This is a genomic window from Rhizobium sp. IBUN (assembly GCF_000510625.1).
Taxonomy (GTDB): domain Bacteria; phylum Pseudomonadota; class Alphaproteobacteria; order Rhizobiales; family Rhizobiaceae; genus Rhizobium; species Rhizobium altiplani.
Genome location: NZ_AZNV01000011.1, coordinates 62,464 through 81,013, shown reverse-complemented (window position 1 = coordinate 81,013; position 18,550 = coordinate 62,464). Strand labels below are relative to the sequence as shown.

Genomic DNA, 18,550 nt, shown 5'->3' with positions numbered 1-18,550 from the left:
TACGTGTCTCACGCATCTTCCTATTTCGATCGCATGCAGCCCAGCGATTGGAGGAATGCGATGCTGACCAAACCGGATGCGATGACGACGATAGATCTCTGGAACGATTATGAAATACCCCGGTTGGGTATGGGCTGCTGGGCAATCGGCGGCCCCTTCTATGCCGGCGACACGCCGCTCGGCTGGGGCGAGGTCGATGACGACGAGTCCGTCGCCGCCATTCATCGCGCGATCGAACTCGGCATCCGTTTCTTCGATACGGCTTCGAACTATGGGGCCGGGCATTCAGAGGAAGTTCTCGGGCGTGCGATCGGTAGTCGCAGCGACATTGTCATCGCGACCAAGTTCGGCTTTGCCACCGATCCGGAGACGAAGCAGGCAACCGGCGCCTTCGCCGATGCTGTCTTCATTCGCCGCTCGGCCGAGACGTCGCTGCGCAGGTTGAAACGGGATCGCCTCGATCTGCTTCAATTTCATCTGAACGACTTTCCGCTCGAGCAGTCGGACGAGGTTTTCGAAACCCTTGAGACGCTGCGTGACGAGGGGAAGATCGACGCCTTCGGGTGGAGCACGGATTATCCCGATCGTGCCGCGCGACACGCGGAACGCCCGGGTTTTGTTTCCGTCCAACACACGATGAACGTCTTCGAGCCGATGCCTGACATGATCTCGGTGATCGAACGGCAGGGGCTGATTTCGATCAACCGCGGGCCGCTCGCGATGGGCTTGCTCAGCGGAAAATTTGGCGCCGACACGAAAATCGGTGAGAAGGATGTTCGCGGCGCGAGCCTTGACTGGATGGTCTACTTCAAGGACGGCCGGATCGCGCCGGAATTTGCGGCGCGATTGGAAGCGGTTCGCGAGTTGCTGAAGTCCGATGGTCGAACTCTCACACAAGGCGCCCTGGCGTGGCTGTGGGCGCGCTCGCCCCGAACCCTGCCGATCCCGGGCTTTCGCACCGTTGCCCAGGTTGAAGAAAACGCCGGCGCGCTGGCCAAAGGCCCGTTATCGCCGGCTATCACGGATGAAATCGATGAGGCACTCGCGCAGCTTCGCGCCTAGCCTCGGTCGCGGACCTTGAAGGCGCAGCCTTCGGGCCTCTCCTCGATGACTTTGGCTGTATCGCCGACCGCAATCCGACCGGTCCCGCGAGGCGTGACATTCCAGCCGAAGAGCGGACCGGGTACACGCCGGTCCGCAGACATCCGAATGCGCCCCATGGCGGGCATCGGACTAGGAACGTCGCGCGATCCGGTCGATTGGTCCTGGGTGGTCATGATGCAACGTGCGCAAGGTTTGACGAGATCGAAACGAATGCCGCCGATCTCAATCGCAGCCCACCGGTCTTCCTGCCAACCTTCCTCGGTATCAAGGATGATATTGGGCCGGAACCGCTCCATGCCCACTTGCCCTTCGCCGTGCGCCTCGAGATCGGCATTCAGTGCCCGCAGGGAGCCTGTCGTGGTGACAAGGATCTGGTAGCCATCGGCGAATGTGACCGGTGTGCCTTCGCCGGCCCATTCCGCACTGGCGGAACGCTTGGCATCCTGATCGAAGAACACCAGTCTCACCTCTCGCCCGAGCCAGGCCGAAAGTTCAGCATTCGCAGCATCATCGGCAACCGCCGCATTGACGATGGACTTCCAGATCGAGACGCCCATCCGTTTTGAGGCCGTTCGAATCTGCGCGTCAATCTTCTTGTCGCCCATGGTGAGATGGAGGCCCGACGGTGCCGCCTGCACGGCGATGCGAGCGAGATCGGGCAACTCCCGCTGGGTGATGAAGTGTCCGTCGGGATCGGTGATCATGGCGCGCCGGTCGCCCGGCAACCCGAATGCATCGATCTCCGAGGACTGCAGCGCGATACCCCGAGCACTTTTGATCGGATAGATGAAAAGGCCTGTAATACGCATCAAGTGCTCCTAGATTTCGTCCATGAAAGCCGCAAGGAAGTCGCGCAGGCGCTGGTCGCGTGTGGCGGCGAGCGCCCGCCCGGCCTTCGTCTGAAAGCCGTCCGCGAGTTTGAACAATTTTGTCTGGAAGTGGTCAATGACATAGCGCTTGTCGTCAAGCTCGCGGTCGCTGCCTGCCGGATCGAACGGATCGTAGAGCGCGGAGGACATTCGGCCGCCAATGTAGAAGCAGCGTCCCGCGCCGACCATGCCGATCGCATCCAGGCGATCGGCATCCTGCAAGATCCTTGCCTCCAGGGTCCCGGGCGTAACATTGGCGGAAAAGCTATGCGCGACAATCGCATGCGCAACGGCGGTGATGTCGTCACTGGCCCAGCCAAGGTCGGCGAGAACGGCCGAGGCTTTCTCTGCTGCCAAAGCGGACGCCTTCGACCGCATGGGGGAGTTTTTCTCCACGGCGACGCAATCGTGCAGGAGGACGGCAGCCGCAAGGATCCTGGCATCGCCACCCTCGAGAGCCTGAATGCGCATGGCGTTCTTGAAAACGCGCAGGACATGCGCCACGTCATGCGAGCCGTCATCGCCTTCCGACGAATGCGGTACGAGCGCGGCGGCAAGCTTTTCAAATGGAGCGAAGGCCTTCGCCTGGAACATGGGATCACCGCGTGGGAAGAGGGTGTCCTTCCATAAACGCAGGAACCACGAGTCGCAACGAAGAGCGTACTAGCTGGCGCGAGCGCTCGGGTGCGCCTTCCGCCAAGCCAACAGGTAAGGTACGTCCACGGCCGGCCGTGGCGGGCTGATATGGTAGCCCTGGATTTCATCGCAGGCTTCGCGCTGGAGCATGGCCAACTGCTCGGCCGTTTCGACGCCTTCCACGGTCACGCGCATGCCGAGCGCATCGCCGAGAAGGATGATGGCACGCATAATCGCAAAGGCTTCTTTGTCTTCGACGATACCGTTGACGAACGACTTGTCGATCTTGATCTTGTCGAAGGGGAACCGTCGGAGATAGCTCAGCGACGAATAGCCGGTGCCGAAGTCGTCCATGCCGATCCGGATGCCGCTCTGCTTGAGCGCGTGCAGTACAGGCAGGGCCTCATCGAGGTTTTCCATCAGCACGCTTTCGGTGATCTCGATTTCTAAACGGTTAGCTGGCAGCCCCGCTTCGGCCAGCGACGCGGCGACATCGCTCGGCAAATCACTGTTCGTAAACTGGATCGCCGATACGTTGACCGCAACCTTGATATCTTCTGGCCAATGCATGGCATCGCGGCAGGCTCGGCGTAGGACCCAGCGTCCGATATCGACCACGAGGCCAACCTCCTCGGCAAGGGGAATGAACTCCATGGGCGGCACCCGTCCGCGCGTTGGGTGGTTCCATCGCAGAAGCGCCTCGAAACCGCAGATCTTCTGTTGGCCAAGGTCATAGAGCGGTTGATAGTGAACCTCGAACTCCTCGCGTTCGATCGCCTTGCGCAAATCCGCTTCCAGTGTATGCCGTGCTTCGATCTGCGCTTCCATTTTGGCCGTGAAGAAGCGCTCGCCCTTTCCACCGCTGCTCTTGGCATGCGACAGTGCGACGCCGGCGTGTTTCAGCAGGGTGTCCGTTTCAGTTCCGTCCTGCGGACTGATTGCGATCCCCATCGACACGCTGAGTTCAACGGCCTTGTCTCCACGAAAGAACGGCTCCGAGAGTTCGCGGCGAATCTGGTCGGCCAGAGCCATGACGTTCCATGGCTGCTGCCGTCCGGATTGAAGAATCGCGAATTCGTCCGAGCCGAGGCGCGCCAGCACATTACCGCCTGCCGACATGCGGATGCGCTCAGCCACCTGCCGCAGGATCTTGTCACCGGCCGAAACGCCGAGGGTGTTATTGATCGATTTGAAGCGGTCAAGATTAAGGTGCACAAGGGCAATCTGCTCGTCCTGCTTACAGGCGGCCAGCGCGGCGTCGATGCGCTCCCTGAGGCTTATGCGGTTCGGCAGTCCGGTCAGCGGGTCGTGATGAGCGAGATAAGCTATGCGCTCGGCCGCCTTTCGGTCTTCGGTAACGTCCGCATGAATGGAAATGTTGCTGCCATCGGGGAGGACGGTGATGACGCTCTGGATGGTGCGCCCGTCTTCCATGATCCATTCGCGGTGGCGGATGTGTCCACCTTCGGTGGCGGCGCGCAGCCGGGAGACCTTTTTCTCGATCCGCTCGGTGCCGCGGATCATCGAGATGAGTGTTTTCAGCGAGGCGCCGGCAGAGGCAGCTTCGACGCTGAAGCCGAAAACTTGTCGGAAGCGCGTGTTGCAGACGATCAATCGCTGCTCAGCGTCGAAGACACTCAGACCTTGCGGCAGGTTGTCCAGAACGATCCCGAACAGGCGTTTCTGTTCCGCGAGATCTTCTTTCGTGGCAACGAGGCTGCTTTTAAGCGTGGTGTTTTCTTCGCTCAGCAGGTGCGAATGGTCTTCCGCGGCGCGCTTCTTTCCTGCCTGCAGTCGATATGTCTCGACGACAAGATTCATCAGGCGCTCAGCGTTGGCAGAGCCATCCTCATTGAGGGCGGTCGTGCACTGTTGCCGGAAAAGGGCTTCAGCGTCCATTTTCGGCAATCTTTGTTTCGGGAGCGAGGGGAGGGTGAGCGGAGCCCTGTGAGCGTGCTGCCAGCCTGCAGTTTCGACGCGGCGCGCCAGACATGAAAAGACCTTCTGAAACAATCCAAAATTATCGTCTAGGCAATCTCAAATTCGACCGGCCCCTATGCTGACGTGGCGAAGATAATCCATCGGTCGCATTAAAATTCTATTGCAACGCAAACGAATATATTGCTGGCATTATATTTGACTGCTGGTCACGAACTGCCTGGAAATGTGGGCATTTGAGCCCAGACCGCGCGCGGCTGATGCGCTGAAATCACACTTTGTCAATCATGGTTAATGGCGTGTTAACAGCTTATTGACGCAGTGCGCAAATCAGTTTAACGACCGTTTAGTCTTAGATTTTTCCATTTCGTATTGCGTACAAACATCACCGAAACAGCGGTGAATGGAGGTTTGTATGAGCCAAGTTTCATCGGTTAGTGATACATCATATGCGTATCTCGCGACCCTGTCGCGGTTGGACACAAATGGCGACGGCGTGCTGAGCCGTGGCGAGCGGGCGGCTGATGACAAGCCCGGCATTCTGAAGCAGTTGGGCTCAGAAGGGAGCAATGCTCAGGACTTTGCACCAAAGCTCTCGGATGGCGTGCTTGCCTTCATGATGGCTGCAAGTGAGACGGGTAGCCGTAATTTCTATCCGCCGTCTCAGCAGAACGCCTCTTACGATCTGTATAAGAGCACATACGGTCAGTATGATCTCGACACTGTCGCCTGATCACGTGGTGCGCTGAATTTGCGAAGCCGGCCTCAGAGCCGGCTTTTTCGTTGCCGCCGTTTTGGGAACTGCTTCGTGCCTCGCACGTTTGGGAAACGACGATGCAAAGGAAGCTCCAATGAAAACAATCCTCTCGTTCTCGGCTCTGACGCTCTTGGCCGTTTCCTCCGCTGCGATGGCTCAGGACAAGCAAACGGCCACGGCGGACTTTATCGGGCGTGACGGAAAGGCAAGCGGTCGGGCCACGCTAACGGCGGCGGCAACTGGCGGCGTATTGATCGAAGTCGAAGTGGCTGGGCTGCCTGCCAACAAATGGGTCGCATTCCATGTCCACGAGACCGGCAGTTGCGATGCAGCCGGCCATCACGAGTCAGCCGGAAAGCACTTCAATCCGACCAATGCCGAGCACGGCCTGCTGTCCGCAATGGGACCCCATGCCGGCGACATGCCCAACCAGTATGTTGATCAGGATGGCGTTCTGCGAGCGCAGGTGTTTGACGGCATGGTCACACTCGACGGCAAGACTGATGGCGTCCGCGGCCGAGCACTGATCGTTCATGCCAATTCTGATGACTATCGCAGCCAACCTGCAGGCGATGCGGGTGAGCGCCTTGCCTGCGGCGTCATCAAGTAGGCAGTCTTCCGGTCAGTGATAGTAGTATCGCTCCGCATACCACTCGCTTGATGCAACCGGCCTATCCGTCGCGACCCATTGCCTGACGCGACTTGTTTCGAGCAGGTCGGCCGTCGCGTGATCTTCCAGCCCGACGAATATGATATTCGTGTTTTCACGCAGTCTAGGATCGGTGCCGAAACCCGTGCGACTGTCATCGGCCGAGTAGAGCAGCCGCATCCTGACATAGAAGAACTCGGCCTGGTAATCTGCAGCGCCTTTTTCGCTGAAGGCATGCGCAACGTCGATAACAGACTTCTGAGGCCCACGATAAGCAGTGATTGCTTCATTCAGGCCGAATGTTGCCCCGTACAGCGCAATCGAACGTATCGGAACCGAGCTGGTGGCGCCGGTGGTCAAATCTATCTGTTGGCCGAGGAAGCTGACTTTGACACCATCCAGATCGCCGCGAAAGAAGTAGGAAAATCGATCACGTGTGAGATAGATCGCTTGCCACCGGAACCACGCATATTCGTCGCGCGCGCTTGTCAGGGTCCTGAGTGTAGCCAAGCATCGCACAAACGTATCGCGATAGTTCTGCAGCGACATCGATCAACCTCCTCGAGGGATAACCGGTATCGACTCAAAACGTTCCAGCGGTCGGCTCGTCCAAAGCCAGTGTGAAAGGTGCGTTTCCATCCGCGTCCGCGCCACGGCCGATGGTTCGAACCGCATCGACCAGCCGCCCTCCGCGGCCGAGCAGGTCATCGCCGATCTGGATCAGCCGCGCATTCGGCGTGGCAAAAGGCGATGCAGTGCGCAGCCGGCGAACGAGCGCCGCATCCTCCTGCTCCGGCGACACGGAAAGGGCGGTAATCAAGGCCGCCGCCGGCGACCGGGAGACGCCCATCCAACAGTGGATCAAGAGTGGCGCAGCGCGATCCCACTCGCGGGCAAAACCGATGATCTCCCGCGCATGCGTTTCATCCGGCGCGACAAGGTTACCGGTTCCCTTGAACGCGATGTCGTTCATATGGAGGAGAAGATGCCGGTGCGCCTGAATCACGGCAGGCCGGTGGAAAGCCTGTTCCTTCGCCATCAGGCTGATCATCTCACGGGCGCCATGCCGGACTGCCATTTCGGCGATCCGGGCAAGCGGAGCGACAATGATGACAGTCATGCTTTGCTGCTCCGCATGGCCTCAATTGTCTCGAAGCGCTCGCAAAAGAGGCGCTGCGCCTCGACTGCCGGCAGTGGCGTCATCAGCAACATGTCTTTTGTGATTCCGCGCGGCTGGCCGAAGAATTTCTGCGCCTCAGTGGACGTAAACCCGGCAAGCTGAGTTGCCTCGAAATACGCAGCGATGGTGTCAGCCTTCTTGATCTTCTCCTTGAGTTCGCGCGTAGGGTGGGGCGGCAGGCCAAACCGAAGGTGGACGGCCGCTTCCAACCGCTTTTCGACGGCCTTGTATCCGCCGCCGACGACCGACTTGAACGGCGAGATCATGTCGCCGATGACATACTCCGGCGCATCATGCAGCAGCGCCATCAGGCGCTGATCGGCTGTCACCTCGTTGAGGTGGCGGAAAATATCCTCCACGACAAGGCAATGCTGGGCGACGGAGAAGGCGTGATCTCCCGAGGTTTGTCCGTTCCAGCGGGCAACGCGCGCAAGCCCATGCGCAATATCGCTCACCTCGACGTCGAGAGGAGAGGGGTCGAGCAGATCAAGCCGGCGGCCCGAGAGCATGCGCTGCCACGCGCGCGGCGCCTTTGTCGTCACGCGCTGGCCTCGTCCGCCGTCGACGGGAACGTCAGCCCTGTCCAGGCGGGTAGTTCGAGAATGACAGCCGTCTCGCCTGCCAATAGAGGCGTCGCTGTCGCAATGGCCTCACCGGCTCGATCGATGCGAACGATCGCGAGGCCGCCTTTTCCGACGACCGATCCGAGCGTGCCGACCGGCTTGCCCCCGGCGGTGATCTCCGTCCCGGAGGGCGGCAGGGCCGTCTCGGCCTTCACGGTGACGACACGGCGGCGCGCCGTGCCGCGATGCTGCATCCGCGACACCACCTCCTGGCCGACATAGCAGCCCTTCTTGAAGGAGAGGCCGCCGTTGAAGTCCATCAGGACATCGTGCGGGAAGGCATCCTGCAGCGCATAGTCCTGCCCGGATATGGCAACGCCGCTCGCGATGCGCAATGCGTCATAGATTTCGTGGTCATCGGTACCGTGCTGCCCCGCTTGGCGGACGAGCGCCACGCCAGCTTTGGCAAAACGGCGGTCGGCCGCTCCCGTATTGGTGCTTTCCCAAGAAACCGTGACGCCCTCGCCGGCAGGCGAGAGGTCGACGGCGGCTCTGAGCTTGTACATCCTCAGTCGCTTAAGCAGCGCATCCCGCTGATCATCGTCCGTCTCGATGATGAACCCGTCGCCATCCTGCCAGATCATGAAGTCGAACAGGATTTTGCCCTGCGGCGTCAACAGGGCGCCCGGCCGTGCTTCATCCGCCGCGAGCGCGGCAAGATCGGTCGTGATCAGGTTCTGCAGAAAGGGTTGGGCCTCCGGACCGCTCACCCGTATAAGCGAGCGGTTCTTCAGAAATACGGCTGGCATGGCGCACCTGTCGCGTTCGTTATCGCTCAGAAGTATGTCTTCGGTGAGGGGATCGCAAGCCTCAGTCGCCGGCGGTGAAGTACTTCCATTTGCCGTCGGGGGTGATGCCCAATCGATAGAAATTATAACCGCCGAACTCCTGCATGTCGGACAGGTCGCCGGCCGTAACGATGCGCAGCAATTCCACTCGCTCGGGGGGAGTCAGAGCCTTCAGGTCCTTCTCGGCGAAATAGGGCCAGACAAACATTTCGTCCGGTGTGCCCTGGCCGACATGAACGAAGCCGGTGGAAATGACATCAAGCAGGATCGCCAGGATCTCATCGCCCTCCGGATCGCCCGAAAGATCCTTGAGCGCGCTGATGGGGTCGTCCGTCGGCTCTCCGACCGTCACCTGTGTCTGAGTGGCGCCGGTGCCGAGCAGGGGGCGCAGCCGCTCGAGATCGCCCGAAGCGGCTGCCTCGACGATCTGCTCCCGCATCTTTCGAACGGGCTCGGGGACCTTGCTGATATCGTAGATGACTTCGACTGGCTTCGAGCTGTCCTCGGCGCCGGGCGTCTTGTCGTTGCTTTGGCCGGCCTGCGAATTGACCAGCGGGTCGGGCATCGGAACGCCGGGTGAGGTTGGGGAGGGGGCTGGCTTGTCGCCGCCTTGGCCAGGAGCGCTTTGCTCAACCTGTCCTGGGGTCTTCTGCAGCTCTGAGAGTGCCAGGGCCGAAGTCCCGGTCAGAAAGCTACTGGCGCTAAGGCCGATTGCAAGCAAAAGCGGCGCGATCGCGGGCCGCGAAGCATTGTCCCTAGCGGAATGCATCAAACTCTCTGTGATCGTTATTGCAGGGTGCGGTTCGGAGAAAACTCGCCGGCAAGCATGCGCTCGCGCAAGGAATCCAGAAGCGCTTCGGCACTATTCTCGCCATGGAGCCGAATGGTTTCCCGTAGCGCGTGGATGATTGCTGTATCGGCGATGATCTCGGGTTCGATTCCGTCTGCCATGCCATCAGCCCAGGCTTCGTTATGGTACTCCAAAGCCGCCTGAGTCTTCTCATGAACGATCATGTCGTCGATGTCATTGAGGCTTGGTTCCATTGTCATTTCCTCAAACTGCATGCCTTACTGCCTAGTTAACGACCTTATCAGCCTTTTCCCAAAACGACACGGCCGCCAGTGAAAAGAGGTTAATTAACCGTTAATTTCCGAACCTTGATGTTATTTCTGTGGCGAGTGTTGCACCTTCGGCACGGTATCGCTCTTCTGCCACGATGGCTGCCTGCGTGCAATCCGTGTAAACAGACGCGAAAGCGCGGTATCCGCGATTGAAAGCCGCGGTCAGCTGTTGCTTGCGCTGCGGCTCGTCCTTGGCTTCTGAATCAAGCAGTTGCTGCATGCGCCCTCGCCACTCGCTACTGTTTTCCGCCTTGCACAAAGTCCTCAGGTAGTGAACCGAGCCCAACACCTCGGCAAGCCGCGATAGCTTTTCGTCGTATGGCACGGTGACCGCTTTTGGCGCACTCTGCTCAGGTAACACTGGCGGCGTTGTACCCTGTGCCCATACAGGGGCGGGTAGGGCGGCGCTTGCGCACAATGCAAGAAACAGGAACGCGCGTCGAACGGGAATCATGTTGATAGTTGATACCCTGACAGTGACGGGAACAAGGCGCTTGCTTGAGTTTCCACCTGCTTATTCGCTGCCGGACGCCAGGCGCTCGGCACATTCAAGCACGCTTTGAGGCACGGGTAACCGGCGGATCTCCTCAACGGTGAACCAGCCGATATCGGCGGCGTCGTCGGCCGCAAGGCCGATAGCCGTCTCGTCGGCCTCGACCCGAAATACGGAAAGAAAGAAGTGGTTGACGACCGCGCCGTCAGGGGCGTGCGTCTTCAAATCGTATGTAGCGAAGAGGTGAGGGTTGCGAGCCTTTATGCCGGTCTCCTCCTCCAACTCGCGCAACGCCGTTTCCTCCGGCATTTCGCCCGGTTCGGCCCGTCCTCCCGGAAACGCATACATCTCGGCCGCCGGCGGATTGCGCCGAAGCACGAGGAGGAACCGGTTGCCGCGCTGGAGGATGGCGGAGGAGGCCGCCGTCGGAATGGAACTCATGGGGTTGCCGCGTTGGTCTCTGTTGGGATGTGCTTGGCGCCGCCATTGTTCCGCCGGATATTGAACGCGGCGATTCGATGGAGCCCTCGTGACTTATATCATTTATGCTGCAGCAGCTGTTTTCGAGATTGCCGGCTGCTTCACCTTCTGGGCCTGGCTGAGAATGGCAAAGCCCGTCTGGTGGCTGGCGCCCGGTATGGTGTCCCTCGCGCTATTTGCATGGCTCCTCACTTTCGTGCCGAGTGAGGCCGCCGGCCGCACCTTCGCTGCCTATGGCGGCATCTATATCGTGGCTTCTCTGATGTGGCTGTGGATCGTCGAGAACCGTGTGCCCGACCGCTGGGACATTGGTGGCGCGCTCGTCTGCCTTTGCGGCTCGGCAATCATCCTACTCGCACCGCGCGGCTGAGGCGGCTACCCTTGACCGTCGCCGGACGGACTGCAAAGACATCCGAATGTGTGGACGTTATGCCCTGACAATATCCCCGGAGGAATTGAAGGAAGTTCTGGGGATCATGGATCTCGAGGACTTTCCCGCGCGTTACAACATTGCGCCGACCCAGCCCATCCTCGTCGTCGTTTCGGATGAAACGCGGGAGAAAGGCAGCAACCTCCCGGAGCGGCGCGCGGTGCTCGTACGATGGGGCTTTATGCCGGGATGGGTGAAGGATCCCAAGCAATTTCCGCTGTTGATCAATGCCCGCGCCGAAACGGCGATCGGCAAGGCGTCGTTCGTGCGGCGATGCGCCATCGGCGCGTGCTCGTGCCAGGCTCCGGCTTCTATGAATGGCATCGCCCTGGCGAGGAGAGGGGCGAGAAGTCCCAGACCTATTGGATCAGGCCGCGCCGCGGCGGCATTGTGGCGTTCGCCGGCCTGATGGAAACATGGTCGTCCGCAGACGGTTCGGAAGTCGACACCGGTGCGATCCTGACGACCGCGGCAAATGCCGCCATCGCTCCGATCCATGACCGCATGCCCGTCGTCATCAAGCCGGAAGACTTTTCGCGCTGGCTGGATTGCAAGACACAGGAGCCACGGGACGTCGCCGACTTGATGAAGCCGGTCGAAGAAGATTTTTTCGAGGCGATCCCCGTCTCCGACAAGGTCAACAAAGTGACCAATGTGGGGTCCGACCTCCAGGACAGGGTGGCCGTTGATAAGCTGCCGTCGCCGCCTGAAAGGAAAAAGCCGGATGACGGCCAGCTCAGCTTCTTCTAATCTGATAATCCCACCGCATAATTCTTCCGGAAAATCACATGATCTCCATTTCTGCCGCGCTTTCCGGCTTCTTCCTTGGTGCGTCGCTCATTATCGCCATTGGTGCACAGAATGCGTTCATTCTGCGCCAGGGCCTGCTGCGCTCACACGTCTTCATCCTGTGCCTGATCTGCGCCGTATCGGATGCAGTGCTGATCGCAGCCGGCGTTGCCGGGCTGGGAACGCTTGTTGCCCAGTCGCCGACGCTCCTCTCGGCTGTGACGCTAGGTGGGGCAATTTTTCTCGGTTCGTATGCCGTTCTGGCATTCCGTCGCGCTCTTCATCCCGGCGCGATGCAGGCGGGTTCTCCGCAGACACTGGGTCTGAAGGCTGCAGTCGCGTCTTGCCTAGCCTTTACCTTTCTGAACCCGCACGTCTACCTGGACATGGTCGTTCTGATTGGCAGCCTGTCCGCGCCCTATAGCGGTGCAGACCGCATCGCCTACGGTGTCGGTGCCGCGACGGCGTCGTTCATCTGGTTTTTCGGCCTAGGCTACGGCGCTCGCCTGTTGCAGCCGGTTTTTGCAAAACCCGCAGCCTGGCGGGTTCTCGATGTCATCATAGGCATTGTCATGGGGCTGCTGGCGATCAGTCTGCTGGTCCGCTTCTTCCACCCGGCCTAGGCTTCCGGCATGCCGGCCTGCGCCAACCCTGCGAGGATCGGTTCGATCCGGTCAGGGTTCTTGGCGGCTTGGCCGGCGCGGATGCGGGCGACGGTGACGCCGGGCGAGAATGCAAGCAGACCCGCAAGGTGCCGCCGCGCTTCGTCCATGCGTCCGAGTTTTGCATTGGCCGCAATCATCATCCAGAAGCACGGACCGTAATAGGCATTCGCCGCCATGGATTTGCGCCCCCAGGCCAGAGCCTCTTCATAGTTCCCGCGGACCATTTCGACATGAGCCAGCCCGGTAAGGTTCCAATGAGCACCAAGGCTGTTTGGACTCAGTCGTTCGGCGCGCAAGAAATATGTGACGGCCTCATCGAGACTGCCGCAATGGAGGTTCGCGACGCCCGCATAGTTGACGACGTCGAGGTTGTTGGGGTTGAAGGCAACGGCCTGGCAGACCAACTCGAAACCTCGATCGCACTGCTTCAGGTACTGCATCAGAGTATTGCCGCAGATCCCCACGACGGACGCGTCGCCATGGCCATGCACAAGCGCCCGCTCGATGTAGTTCTCGCAGAGTGCTCGCTGATCCTCGACCCCCGGCAGCTTCCAGCCCAGAGTGCCGCGTTGCATGAGCAACCCGACTGCCGTCGCAAGATAGGTCGCGTTGTTAGGCTCGAGGGCGATTGCCTTGTTGATCAGGGCGAGGGAGGCGTCGTTCCGCTCTGGCATGTCGGAGTAGAAGCTTCCCATGGTCTGAAGGTAGAAATCATAGGCTTCAATGCTCTCTGGCCGCTCCCTTCGTGAAAGCGCGATCTCGGCAGACTTGATCTGGGGCTCAACAATCGAGACGACGCTCTCAGTGATGCGATCCTGGAAATCAAAAATTTCTTCCGCAGAGCCATCGTAGTGCTCTGCCCACAGGTGCGCACCGGTCGCGCCTTCGACGAGCTGTGCGGTAATGCGCAAGCGGTTACCGGCGCGCCGCACGCTGCCTTCCAGCACGTAGCGTACGCCAAGCTCGCGAGCGACCTGGCGCACATCGATCGCGCGGCCCTTGTAGATAAAGGAGGAGTTGCGGGCGATCACCGCGAAGGAGCGGAAACGACTGAGCGCCGTGATCATGTCTTCGACAACGCCATCGGCGAAATACTCCTGCTGGACATCGCCGCTCATATTCTGGAAGGGAAGCACGGCCAGCGACGGCCGGAGGTTGTCTTTTGCCTTTTGCAAGAGAGCACTGGTAGGGCTTGGGTGAGCGTCCGGCTGCCATTTCCAGATCCGGACTGGCCGATCGATGTTCCTGAGTTGGACGTCGCCACCGTCCTCGAATTCCGCGTCGACGCGGCCTACGATGTTCTCCCTGACGCTCGATGCGATGCAGACACCGCCGGATTCCGCCAGCGGTTCCAGACGCGCGGCAATGTTTACGCCGTCACCATAAATATCGTCACCATCGATAACGACATCGCTGAGATTGATCCCGATGCGCAGCGTGATTCCTGGATGGGAGGCGTCGTTGCCCGAAGCGGCGGCGGTGCGTTGCACCGAAAGCGCGAACTTGACCGCATCAACGGCGCTGCCAAACTCGACGAGAGCGCCGTCGCCAACAAGCTTGATGACGCGGCCGTTGTGGTTCTCGACCTCAGGATTGAAGACAGACAGCCGGTGATGCTTCAACGCGGCAAGCGTGCCTGCCTCATCCTTTGCCATCATCCGCGAATAGCCAACGACATCAGCGACAAGGATCGCACTGAGCTTGCGATTTGTCTGGACGTCGGTCATATCGCCTCCGAACTGGCTTATGGACGTGTATCCTAGCAGTTCGGTTCAACCACGTCGCGCCGGATGAGGACGCGCGTTGGATTTTCAATGAAGCATGGAGGCAAGGGTCTGATCTTGGCGCTGTCGGTCCCATCGACAGCGCGGCATTTGCCTCGCCCTAGGCAATCTTCTTGACGAGCGGTGGCTTGCTCTTGAGCATCAGGGCGGCCGCAAGAACGGCCTTCAGGCCGAGCGGGCGGTAGTTGGCGCTGAGGTCGGACTTCGCCGGCTGTTCGACGCTTGTCTTCTTCGGGGTCACAATACTCTCCTCACGTGTGCTGTCCCTAGACTCTTATATTTATTGCTCTTTTGCGTGTAATAGCGACAAAATCGAGGCGCCGCTTATCAGGAATTGTGTATCCGATGCATATTTCGCGAGGCTTGAGTCAGGCATTCTTCGGCAAAGGAGAGTTGAAAAATGTCAGATATGACGGCCGATATCGTCCTCGCCGACACCCGGTTCCTCGATGGTCAGCGTGCCGTATTTCCGCTTCCACTTGCGCGCGCCGAACGGCAGCGTCAGCAGGTAGATGACGGCGGTCACGACCATGACTTCCCATGTGAAGCTCGACAGTAGCGCCACGTAGAGAACGACCCCGAGCATGACCGGCAGCACCAGATCACGCCGCAGCCTGCTGCCCTCGGACTTGCCCGACCAGACAGGAAGGCGGCTAATGAGCAGGAACGCGATCAGAACCGTATAAACGGATGAAAAATAAGCGAAAGTGCGATCGGTCGTCAGCCCAAGGAAGCCGAGATAGACAGGGAGCAGCACCAGCATCGCGCCGGCTGGCGCGGGCACGCCGACGAAATACTCCGACTGCCAGGTTGCCTTGTTCTCGCGCTCGGCCATGACGTTGAAGCGAGCCAGACGAAGGCCCGCCGCAATGGAGTAGATCAGGGCGGCGATCCAGCCGATGGAGCGGGCCTGATCCAGTGCAAAGACATAGACGACAAGCGCGGGCGCGACGCCGAAATTCACGATATCAGCCAGCGAATCCATCTGCGCGCCGAACTTCGACGTCGCCTTCATCAGGCGGGCAACGCGGCCGTCGATCCCATCGAGGAATGCGGCGAGAAGCACCATGCCGACCGCAAGCTCGTATCGGTTCTCGAATGCAAGGCGGATGCCGGTGAGGCCGGCACAGATCGCCAGGATCGTGATGAGATTGGGAATGATAAGGCGAAGCGGGATCTCGCGAAGCCGTGGTCCGCGGCCCGAATCGTCAGGCGGACCGTTGGGCTCGAAAGGCGGGAAGGGCGTTTCCATGTCGCGCTCCAGTCTAGCTTCGACGGCTGACGACCGGGCCCTTGGTGGAGCCGAATTCGGCCAGCACGGTTTCTCCGGCAATTGCCGTCTGGCCGAGCGTCACCCGGGGCGCTGCGCCGGCCGGGAGAAATACATCAAGGCGCGAACCGAAGCGAATCAGGCCGAAGCGTTCGCCGGCATCCAGAGGCTCGCCCGTATTGGCCCAGCAAAGGATACGCCGAGCAACGAGGCCGGCGATCTGAACGACCCCGATCTGGCCGTGCGAGGTTTCGATGACAAGACCGTTGCGTTCGTTGTCTTCGCTTGCCTTGTCGAGTTCGGCATTCACGAAGCTGCCCGACCGGTAGTTGACGCTGACGATCCGCCCGCGCACCGGGGAGCGGTTCACATGGCAGTTGAAGACGTTCATGAACACCGAGATGCGCAGCATCGGCTCACTGCCGAGATTCAGTTCGGCGGGCGGTACGACCATCTGGACCGACGACACTTTGCCATCGGCCGGCGAGATGACGAGATCGTCATCCTGTGGCGTCATTCTCTCGGGATCACGGAAGAAATAGGCGCACCACAGCGTCAGGATCAGCCCGATCCAGAACAGCGGCTTGAAGATCCAGCCCAGAATGAGCGAGGCGACGAAGAAGGCGGCGATGAAGGGATAACCTTCCTTGTGCACCGGAACGATCGTGTTGCGTACCGTATTGAACAAGCTCATTTATGCCGCGCTCCTAAAGCATGTCTCCCGAAAGCGGCAACCGGTTTCGGGCCAAAGACATGCGTGAAAACAAAGAACTAAAGCACAACAAGCGAATCTGTAACATCGCGTTGTGCTTTGGCGTTCTTTTCTCATCGCTGGTTACAGGGAAACCGCAGCTGGGGCAATGCTGCGGCTCCTTGACCCCACATCTATGACGGGATTCTGAACAGCAAAGCAGCTCAAATGCCGTCCATTGGTGGCTAGCTCGCGGGAGCAAGCCTGTTCACAACCCCCATGTCGTCGCTCTCGCGGACCTGCTTCAGGTGCTCTTCGGCCTGCGTGGCCTCGCGCTGGCGGTTCCACATCGAGGCATATAGGCCATTCTTCTGGAGAAGCGTGGTGTGGGTACCGCGTTCAGCAATCTCGCCGCTTTTCAGAACGATGATTTCGTCCGCGCCGATAACCGTTGACAGCCGGTGGGCGATGACGAGCGTTGTGCGGTTCTTGGATACAACATCGAGTGCGGTCTGGATATCGCGCTCGGTGGTGGTGTCGAGGGCCGATGTTGCCTCGTCGAGGATTAGAATCGGTGGAGCTTTCAGGACCGTTCGAGCGATCGCAACACGCTGCTTCTCACCACCGGAGAGTTTCAGGCCACGCTCGCCAACCTTGGTATCAAAGCCCTCGGGCAACAGATCGATGAAGTGAGCGATCTGGGCGATCTCGGCTGCTGCCTTGACCTCTGCATCAGTAGCCGATGGACGCCCGTAGCGGATGTTGTAGGCAACCGTATCGTTGAAAAGGACGGTGTCTTGCGGGACCATCCCGATGACCGATCGCAGGCTCTTCTGGGTCACTGTCCGGATGTCCTGGCCATCGACCGAGACCGAACCGCTTTGAATGTCATAGAAACGATAGAGCAAGCGCGACAAGGTCGATTTACCGGCGCCCGACGGACCAACCACGGCGACCGTCTTGCCCGCAGGCACTTCGAAGGAGATACCTTTTAGGATCGGACGGGCAGGGTCATAGGAAAAGTGCACATCCTTGAAGGAGATGGCACCTTGTCTGATATCCAAAGGCGCCGCCTCGGGCGCATCCATCACTTCAGCCTTGACTTCGAGGAGATCGAACATCTGCTCGATATCCGTCAACCCCTGGCGAATTTCACGATAGACAAAGCCGATGAAGTTCAAGGGAACGGAAAGCTGCAGCAGCATGGCGTTGACGAAGACGAAGTCGCCGACGGTCTGCTCGCCACGTTGGACGGCAAGGGCCGACAGGATGAGCATCACCGTCGTGCCCAGGCCAAAAATCACGCCCTGGCCGAAGTTGAGCCAGCCGAGCGAGGTCCAGACATCCGTGGCCGCCTTCTCGTAGCGTTCCATCGACCTGTCGAAGCGCCGCGCCTCCATCTCCTCGTTGCCGAAATACTTGACCGTCTCGAAGTTGAGGAGGGAGTCGATAGCCTTGGTATTGGCGTCGGTATCGCTGTCGTTCATCGTGCGGCGGATCGCGATGCGCCAGTCGCTGGCGCGGATCGTGAACCAGATATAGGCCCAGACAGTGAACGCGGTGACGGCGAGATAGGAAAAGCCGTAGCCCCACCAGAAGATGATGGCCGTCAGCAAAAATTCGATCAGCGTCGGCACGGAGTTGAGAATCGTAAATCGCACGATGGTCTCGATCCCCTTGGTGCCACGCTCGATGACACGCGAAAGTCCACCCGTCTTGCGTTCGAGATGAAAGCGCAACGACAGTTCATGCATGTGCACGAAGGTCTTGTAGGCCAATTGCCGGACAGCATGCTGCCCGACGCTGGCAAAGAGCGCGTCGCGCAACTGGTTCAGACCGAGCTGGATGAGGCGGGTGAGGTTGTAGGCAATGACCAACGCCGTCGCGCCGACAAGCAGGTCCGGCAGCTTGCCGGCGAGGTCCATCTTCCCGTTCAGCGCATCGGTCGACCACTTGAAGAAATAGGGGACGAGCAGCAGTACGAACTTCGAAACGAGGAGGTAAACCGAAGCCCAGACGACCCGCATCTTGAGATCCGGGCGACCTGTTGGCCACATGTAGGGCCACAGATTGAACAGCGTCCGCAGGAGGTTGGAATCAGAGACTGTCTTGTCGTTTGCCATGCGAATCTCCCGCCGAAAGGCGCTGATGGCGCTGCGTTGCCGACAAATTTGGGAGCCGCGGAAATGCCGAAAGGGGCTCGCCGGACATGATCGTCGTCACCGCCACACAGGGGTTGGCGGGACCAATACAACAAATGGGTGCCGCAGGAAAAGAGCGGC

The 18,550-nt window shown here is 59.8% G+C and carries 21 protein-coding genes and 1 pseudogene; 6 read left to right on the top strand and 16 right to left on the bottom strand.

The features are described 5' to 3' along the window. The first annotated feature begins 60 nt into the window (after positions 1-60). A complete protein-coding gene (locus RHIBUN_RS0112710) occupies positions 61-1,062 on the top strand; it encodes an aldo/keto reductase (RefSeq protein ID WP_025659861.1) in 1,002 nt (333 codons plus the stop codon). Here RHIBUN_RS0112710 and RHIBUN_RS0112705 read toward each other — a convergent pair. From RHIBUN_RS0112705 to RHIBUN_RS0112695, 3 genes are all read right to left on the bottom strand, one after another. After that, positions 1,059-1,913 (bottom strand): MOSC domain-containing protein, encoded by an 855-nt coding sequence (locus RHIBUN_RS0112705; protein WP_025659860.1) that lies wholly within the window; start codon positions 1,911-1,913, stop codon positions 1,059-1,061. The genes RHIBUN_RS0112710 and RHIBUN_RS0112705 overlap by 4 nt on opposite strands. Before the next feature lie 9 nt (positions 1,914-1,922). Further along, positions 1,923-2,567 (bottom strand): HD domain-containing protein, encoded by a 645-nt coding sequence (locus RHIBUN_RS0112700; RefSeq protein ID WP_025659859.1) that lies wholly within the window; start codon positions 2,565-2,567, stop codon positions 1,923-1,925. 69 nt (positions 2,568-2,636) lie between these two features. Further along, positions 2,637-4,508: an EAL domain-containing protein gene (locus RHIBUN_RS0112695; protein ID WP_025659858.1), complete on the bottom strand. Its 1,872-nt coding sequence runs from the start codon at positions 4,506-4,508 to the stop codon at positions 2,637-2,639. Between the two features lie 454 nt (positions 4,509-4,962). On the opposite strand from RHIBUN_RS0112695, the gene RHIBUN_RS0112690 reads away from it, so the two are divergent. Then, positions 4,963-5,280, top strand: a complete 318-nt coding sequence (locus RHIBUN_RS0112690; protein ID WP_025659857.1) for a hypothetical protein — start codon at positions 4,963-4,965, stop codon at positions 5,278-5,280. A gap of 118 nt (positions 5,281-5,398) precedes the next feature. After that, positions 5,399-5,914 carry a superoxide dismutase family protein gene (locus tag RHIBUN_RS0112685; protein WP_025659856.1) on the top strand — a complete coding sequence of 172 codons (516 nt, stop codon included), beginning with the start codon at positions 5,399-5,401 and terminating at the stop codon, positions 5,912-5,914. Positions 5,915-5,926: 12 nt separating this feature from the next. On the opposite strand, the gene RHIBUN_RS0112680 is transcribed toward RHIBUN_RS0112685, so the two are convergent. The 8 genes from RHIBUN_RS0112680 to RHIBUN_RS0112645 all read right to left on the bottom strand — a co-directional run bounded on the left by RHIBUN_RS0112680 (position 5,927) and on the right by RHIBUN_RS0112645 (position 10,600). Beyond that, a complete protein-coding gene (locus RHIBUN_RS0112680; RefSeq protein ID WP_025659855.1) occupies positions 5,927-6,502 on the bottom strand; it encodes a hypothetical protein in 576 nt (191 codons plus the stop codon). A gap of 34 nt (positions 6,503-6,536) precedes the next feature. Beyond that, positions 6,537-7,073 (bottom strand): tyrosine phosphatase family protein, encoded by a 537-nt coding sequence (locus RHIBUN_RS0112675; RefSeq protein WP_018857417.1) that lies wholly within the window; start codon positions 7,071-7,073, stop codon positions 6,537-6,539. Beyond that, positions 7,070-7,675: an HD family hydrolase gene (locus RHIBUN_RS0112670; RefSeq protein WP_025659854.1), complete on the bottom strand. Its 606-nt coding sequence runs from the start codon at positions 7,673-7,675 to the stop codon at positions 7,070-7,072. The genes RHIBUN_RS0112675 and RHIBUN_RS0112670 overlap by 4 nt, the downstream gene beginning before the upstream one ends. Continuing rightward, positions 7,672-8,505, bottom strand: coding sequence for a folate-binding protein YgfZ (locus tag RHIBUN_RS0112665; protein WP_025659853.1), 834 nt, complete (start codon positions 8,503-8,505; stop codon positions 7,672-7,674). The genes RHIBUN_RS0112670 and RHIBUN_RS0112665 overlap by 4 nt, the downstream gene beginning before the upstream one ends. 61 nt (positions 8,506-8,566) lie before the next feature. After that, the gene (locus RHIBUN_RS0112660) at positions 8,567-9,313 is read right to left on the bottom strand and encodes a hypothetical protein (protein ID WP_018857414.1); all 747 of its coding nucleotides are present in this window, start codon (positions 9,311-9,313) and stop codon (positions 8,567-8,569) included. 17 nt (positions 9,314-9,330) lie between these two features. Then, the gene (locus RHIBUN_RS0112655) at positions 9,331-9,588 is read right to left on the bottom strand and encodes a hypothetical protein (RefSeq protein ID WP_018857413.1); all 258 of its coding nucleotides are present in this window, start codon (positions 9,586-9,588) and stop codon (positions 9,331-9,333) included. Positions 9,589-9,688: 100 nt separating this feature from the next. Beyond that, a complete protein-coding gene (locus RHIBUN_RS0112650) occupies positions 9,689-10,120 on the bottom strand; it encodes a TIGR02301 family protein (protein ID WP_025659852.1) in 432 nt (143 codons plus the stop codon). 60 nt (positions 10,121-10,180) lie between these two features. After that, positions 10,181-10,600 carry an NUDIX domain-containing protein gene (locus RHIBUN_RS0112645; RefSeq protein ID WP_025659851.1) on the bottom strand — a complete coding sequence of 140 codons (420 nt, stop codon included), beginning with the start codon at positions 10,598-10,600 and terminating at the stop codon, positions 10,181-10,183. Between the two features lie 88 nt (positions 10,601-10,688). Here RHIBUN_RS0112645 and RHIBUN_RS0112640 point away from each other — a divergent pair, with 88 nt between their 5' ends. The 3 genes and pseudogenes from RHIBUN_RS0112640 (at position 10,689) to RHIBUN_RS0112630 (ending at position 12,481) form a co-directional block, all read left to right on the top strand. After that, positions 10,689-11,009, top strand: a complete 321-nt coding sequence (locus RHIBUN_RS0112640; protein ID WP_025659850.1) for a YnfA family protein — start codon at positions 10,689-10,691, stop codon at positions 11,007-11,009. A gap of 46 nt (positions 11,010-11,055) precedes the next feature. Next, positions 11,056-11,819 (top strand): annotated as a pseudogene (locus tag RHIBUN_RS33395) (SOS response-associated peptidase). Between the two features lie 38 nt (positions 11,820-11,857). Then, positions 11,858-12,481, top strand: a complete 624-nt coding sequence (locus tag RHIBUN_RS0112630) for a LysE/ArgO family amino acid transporter (protein WP_025659849.1) — start codon at positions 11,858-11,860, stop codon at positions 12,479-12,481. On the opposite strand, the gene RHIBUN_RS0112625 is transcribed toward RHIBUN_RS0112630, so the two are convergent. The 5 genes from RHIBUN_RS0112625 to RHIBUN_RS0112605 form a co-directional block, all read right to left on the bottom strand. Further along, on the bottom strand, positions 12,478-14,250 hold the full coding sequence (locus RHIBUN_RS0112625) for an adenylate/guanylate cyclase domain-containing protein (protein ID WP_025659848.1): 1,773 nt from the start codon (positions 14,248-14,250) through the stop codon (positions 12,478-12,480). The genes RHIBUN_RS0112630 and RHIBUN_RS0112625 overlap by 4 nt on opposite strands. A gap of 157 nt (positions 14,251-14,407) precedes the next feature. Beyond that, the gene (locus RHIBUN_RS36810) at positions 14,408-14,548 is read right to left on the bottom strand and encodes a hypothetical protein (protein WP_007531226.1); all 141 of its coding nucleotides are present in this window, start codon (positions 14,546-14,548) and stop codon (positions 14,408-14,410) included. A 162-nt stretch (positions 14,549-14,710) separates the two neighbouring features. After that, positions 14,711-15,559 (bottom strand): CDP-diacylglycerol--serine O-phosphatidyltransferase, encoded by an 849-nt coding sequence (pssA, locus tag RHIBUN_RS0112615; protein ID WP_018857405.1) that lies wholly within the window; start codon positions 15,557-15,559, stop codon positions 14,711-14,713. Between the two features lie 13 nt (positions 15,560-15,572). After that, positions 15,573-16,271, bottom strand: coding sequence for a phosphatidylserine decarboxylase (locus RHIBUN_RS0112610; RefSeq protein WP_025659847.1), 699 nt, complete (start codon positions 16,269-16,271; stop codon positions 15,573-15,575). Between the two features lie 242 nt (positions 16,272-16,513). Further along, entirely contained in the window at positions 16,514-18,391 is a 1,878-nt protein-coding gene (locus tag RHIBUN_RS0112605) for an ABC transporter ATP-binding protein/permease (protein ID WP_025659846.1), read from the bottom strand. Between the last annotated feature and the right edge of the window lie 159 nt (positions 18,392-18,550).

What these genes read in the sequence shown, in the direction of transcription:
- RHIBUN_RS0112710 (WP_025659861.1), top strand. Translation starts at nt 61, where the DNA reads ATGCTGACCAAACCGGATGCGATGACGACGATAGATCTCTGGAACGAT.
- RHIBUN_RS0112705 (WP_025659860.1), bottom strand. Translation starts at nt 1,913, where the DNA reads ATGCGTATTACAGGCCTTTTCATCTATCCGATCAAAAGTGCTCGGGGT.
- RHIBUN_RS0112700 (WP_025659859.1), bottom strand. Translation starts at nt 2,567, where the DNA reads ATGTTCCAGGCGAAGGCCTTCGCTCCATTTGAAAAGCTTGCCGCCGCG.
- RHIBUN_RS0112695 (WP_025659858.1), bottom strand. Translation starts at nt 4,508, where the DNA reads ATGGACGCTGAAGCCCTTTTCCGGCAACAGTGCACGACCGCCCTCAAT.
- RHIBUN_RS0112690 (WP_025659857.1), top strand. Translation starts at nt 4,963, where the DNA reads ATGAGCCAAGTTTCATCGGTTAGTGATACATCATATGCGTATCTCGCG.
- RHIBUN_RS0112685 (WP_025659856.1), top strand. Translation starts at nt 5,399, where the DNA reads ATGAAAACAATCCTCTCGTTCTCGGCTCTGACGCTCTTGGCCGTTTCC.
- RHIBUN_RS0112680 (WP_025659855.1), bottom strand. Translation starts at nt 6,502, where the DNA reads ATGTCGCTGCAGAACTATCGCGATACGTTTGTGCGATGCTTGGCTACA.
- RHIBUN_RS0112675 (WP_018857417.1), bottom strand. Translation starts at nt 7,073, where the DNA reads ATGACTGTCATCATTGTCGCTCCGCTTGCCCGGATCGCCGAAATGGCA.
- RHIBUN_RS0112665 (WP_025659853.1), bottom strand. Translation starts at nt 8,505, where the DNA reads ATGCCAGCCGTATTTCTGAAGAACCGCTCGCTTATACGGGTGAGCGGT.
- RHIBUN_RS0112660 (WP_018857414.1), bottom strand. Translation starts at nt 9,313, where the DNA reads ATGCATTCCGCTAGGGACAATGCTTCGCGGCCCGCGATCGCGCCGCTT.
- RHIBUN_RS0112655 (WP_018857413.1), bottom strand. Translation starts at nt 9,588, where the DNA reads ATGGAACCAAGCCTCAATGACATCGACGACATGATCGTTCATGAGAAG.
- RHIBUN_RS0112650 (WP_025659852.1), bottom strand. Translation starts at nt 10,120, where the DNA reads ATGATTCCCGTTCGACGCGCGTTCCTGTTTCTTGCATTGTGCGCAAGC.
- RHIBUN_RS0112645 (WP_025659851.1), bottom strand. Translation starts at nt 10,600, where the DNA reads ATGAGTTCCATTCCGACGGCGGCCTCCTCCGCCATCCTCCAGCGCGGC.
- RHIBUN_RS0112630 (WP_025659849.1), top strand. Translation starts at nt 11,858, where the DNA reads ATGATCTCCATTTCTGCCGCGCTTTCCGGCTTCTTCCTTGGTGCGTCG.
- RHIBUN_RS0112625 (WP_025659848.1), bottom strand. Translation starts at nt 14,250, where the DNA reads ATGACCGACGTCCAGACAAATCGCAAGCTCAGTGCGATCCTTGTCGCT.
- pssA (WP_018857405.1), bottom strand. Translation starts at nt 15,559, where the DNA reads ATGGAAACGCCCTTCCCGCCTTTCGAGCCCAACGGTCCGCCTGACGAT.
- RHIBUN_RS0112610 (WP_025659847.1), bottom strand. Translation starts at nt 16,271, where the DNA reads ATGAGCTTGTTCAATACGGTACGCAACACGATCGTTCCGGTGCACAAG.
- RHIBUN_RS0112605 (WP_025659846.1), bottom strand. Translation starts at nt 18,391, where the DNA reads ATGGCAAACGACAAGACAGTCTCTGATTCCAACCTCCTGCGGACGCTG.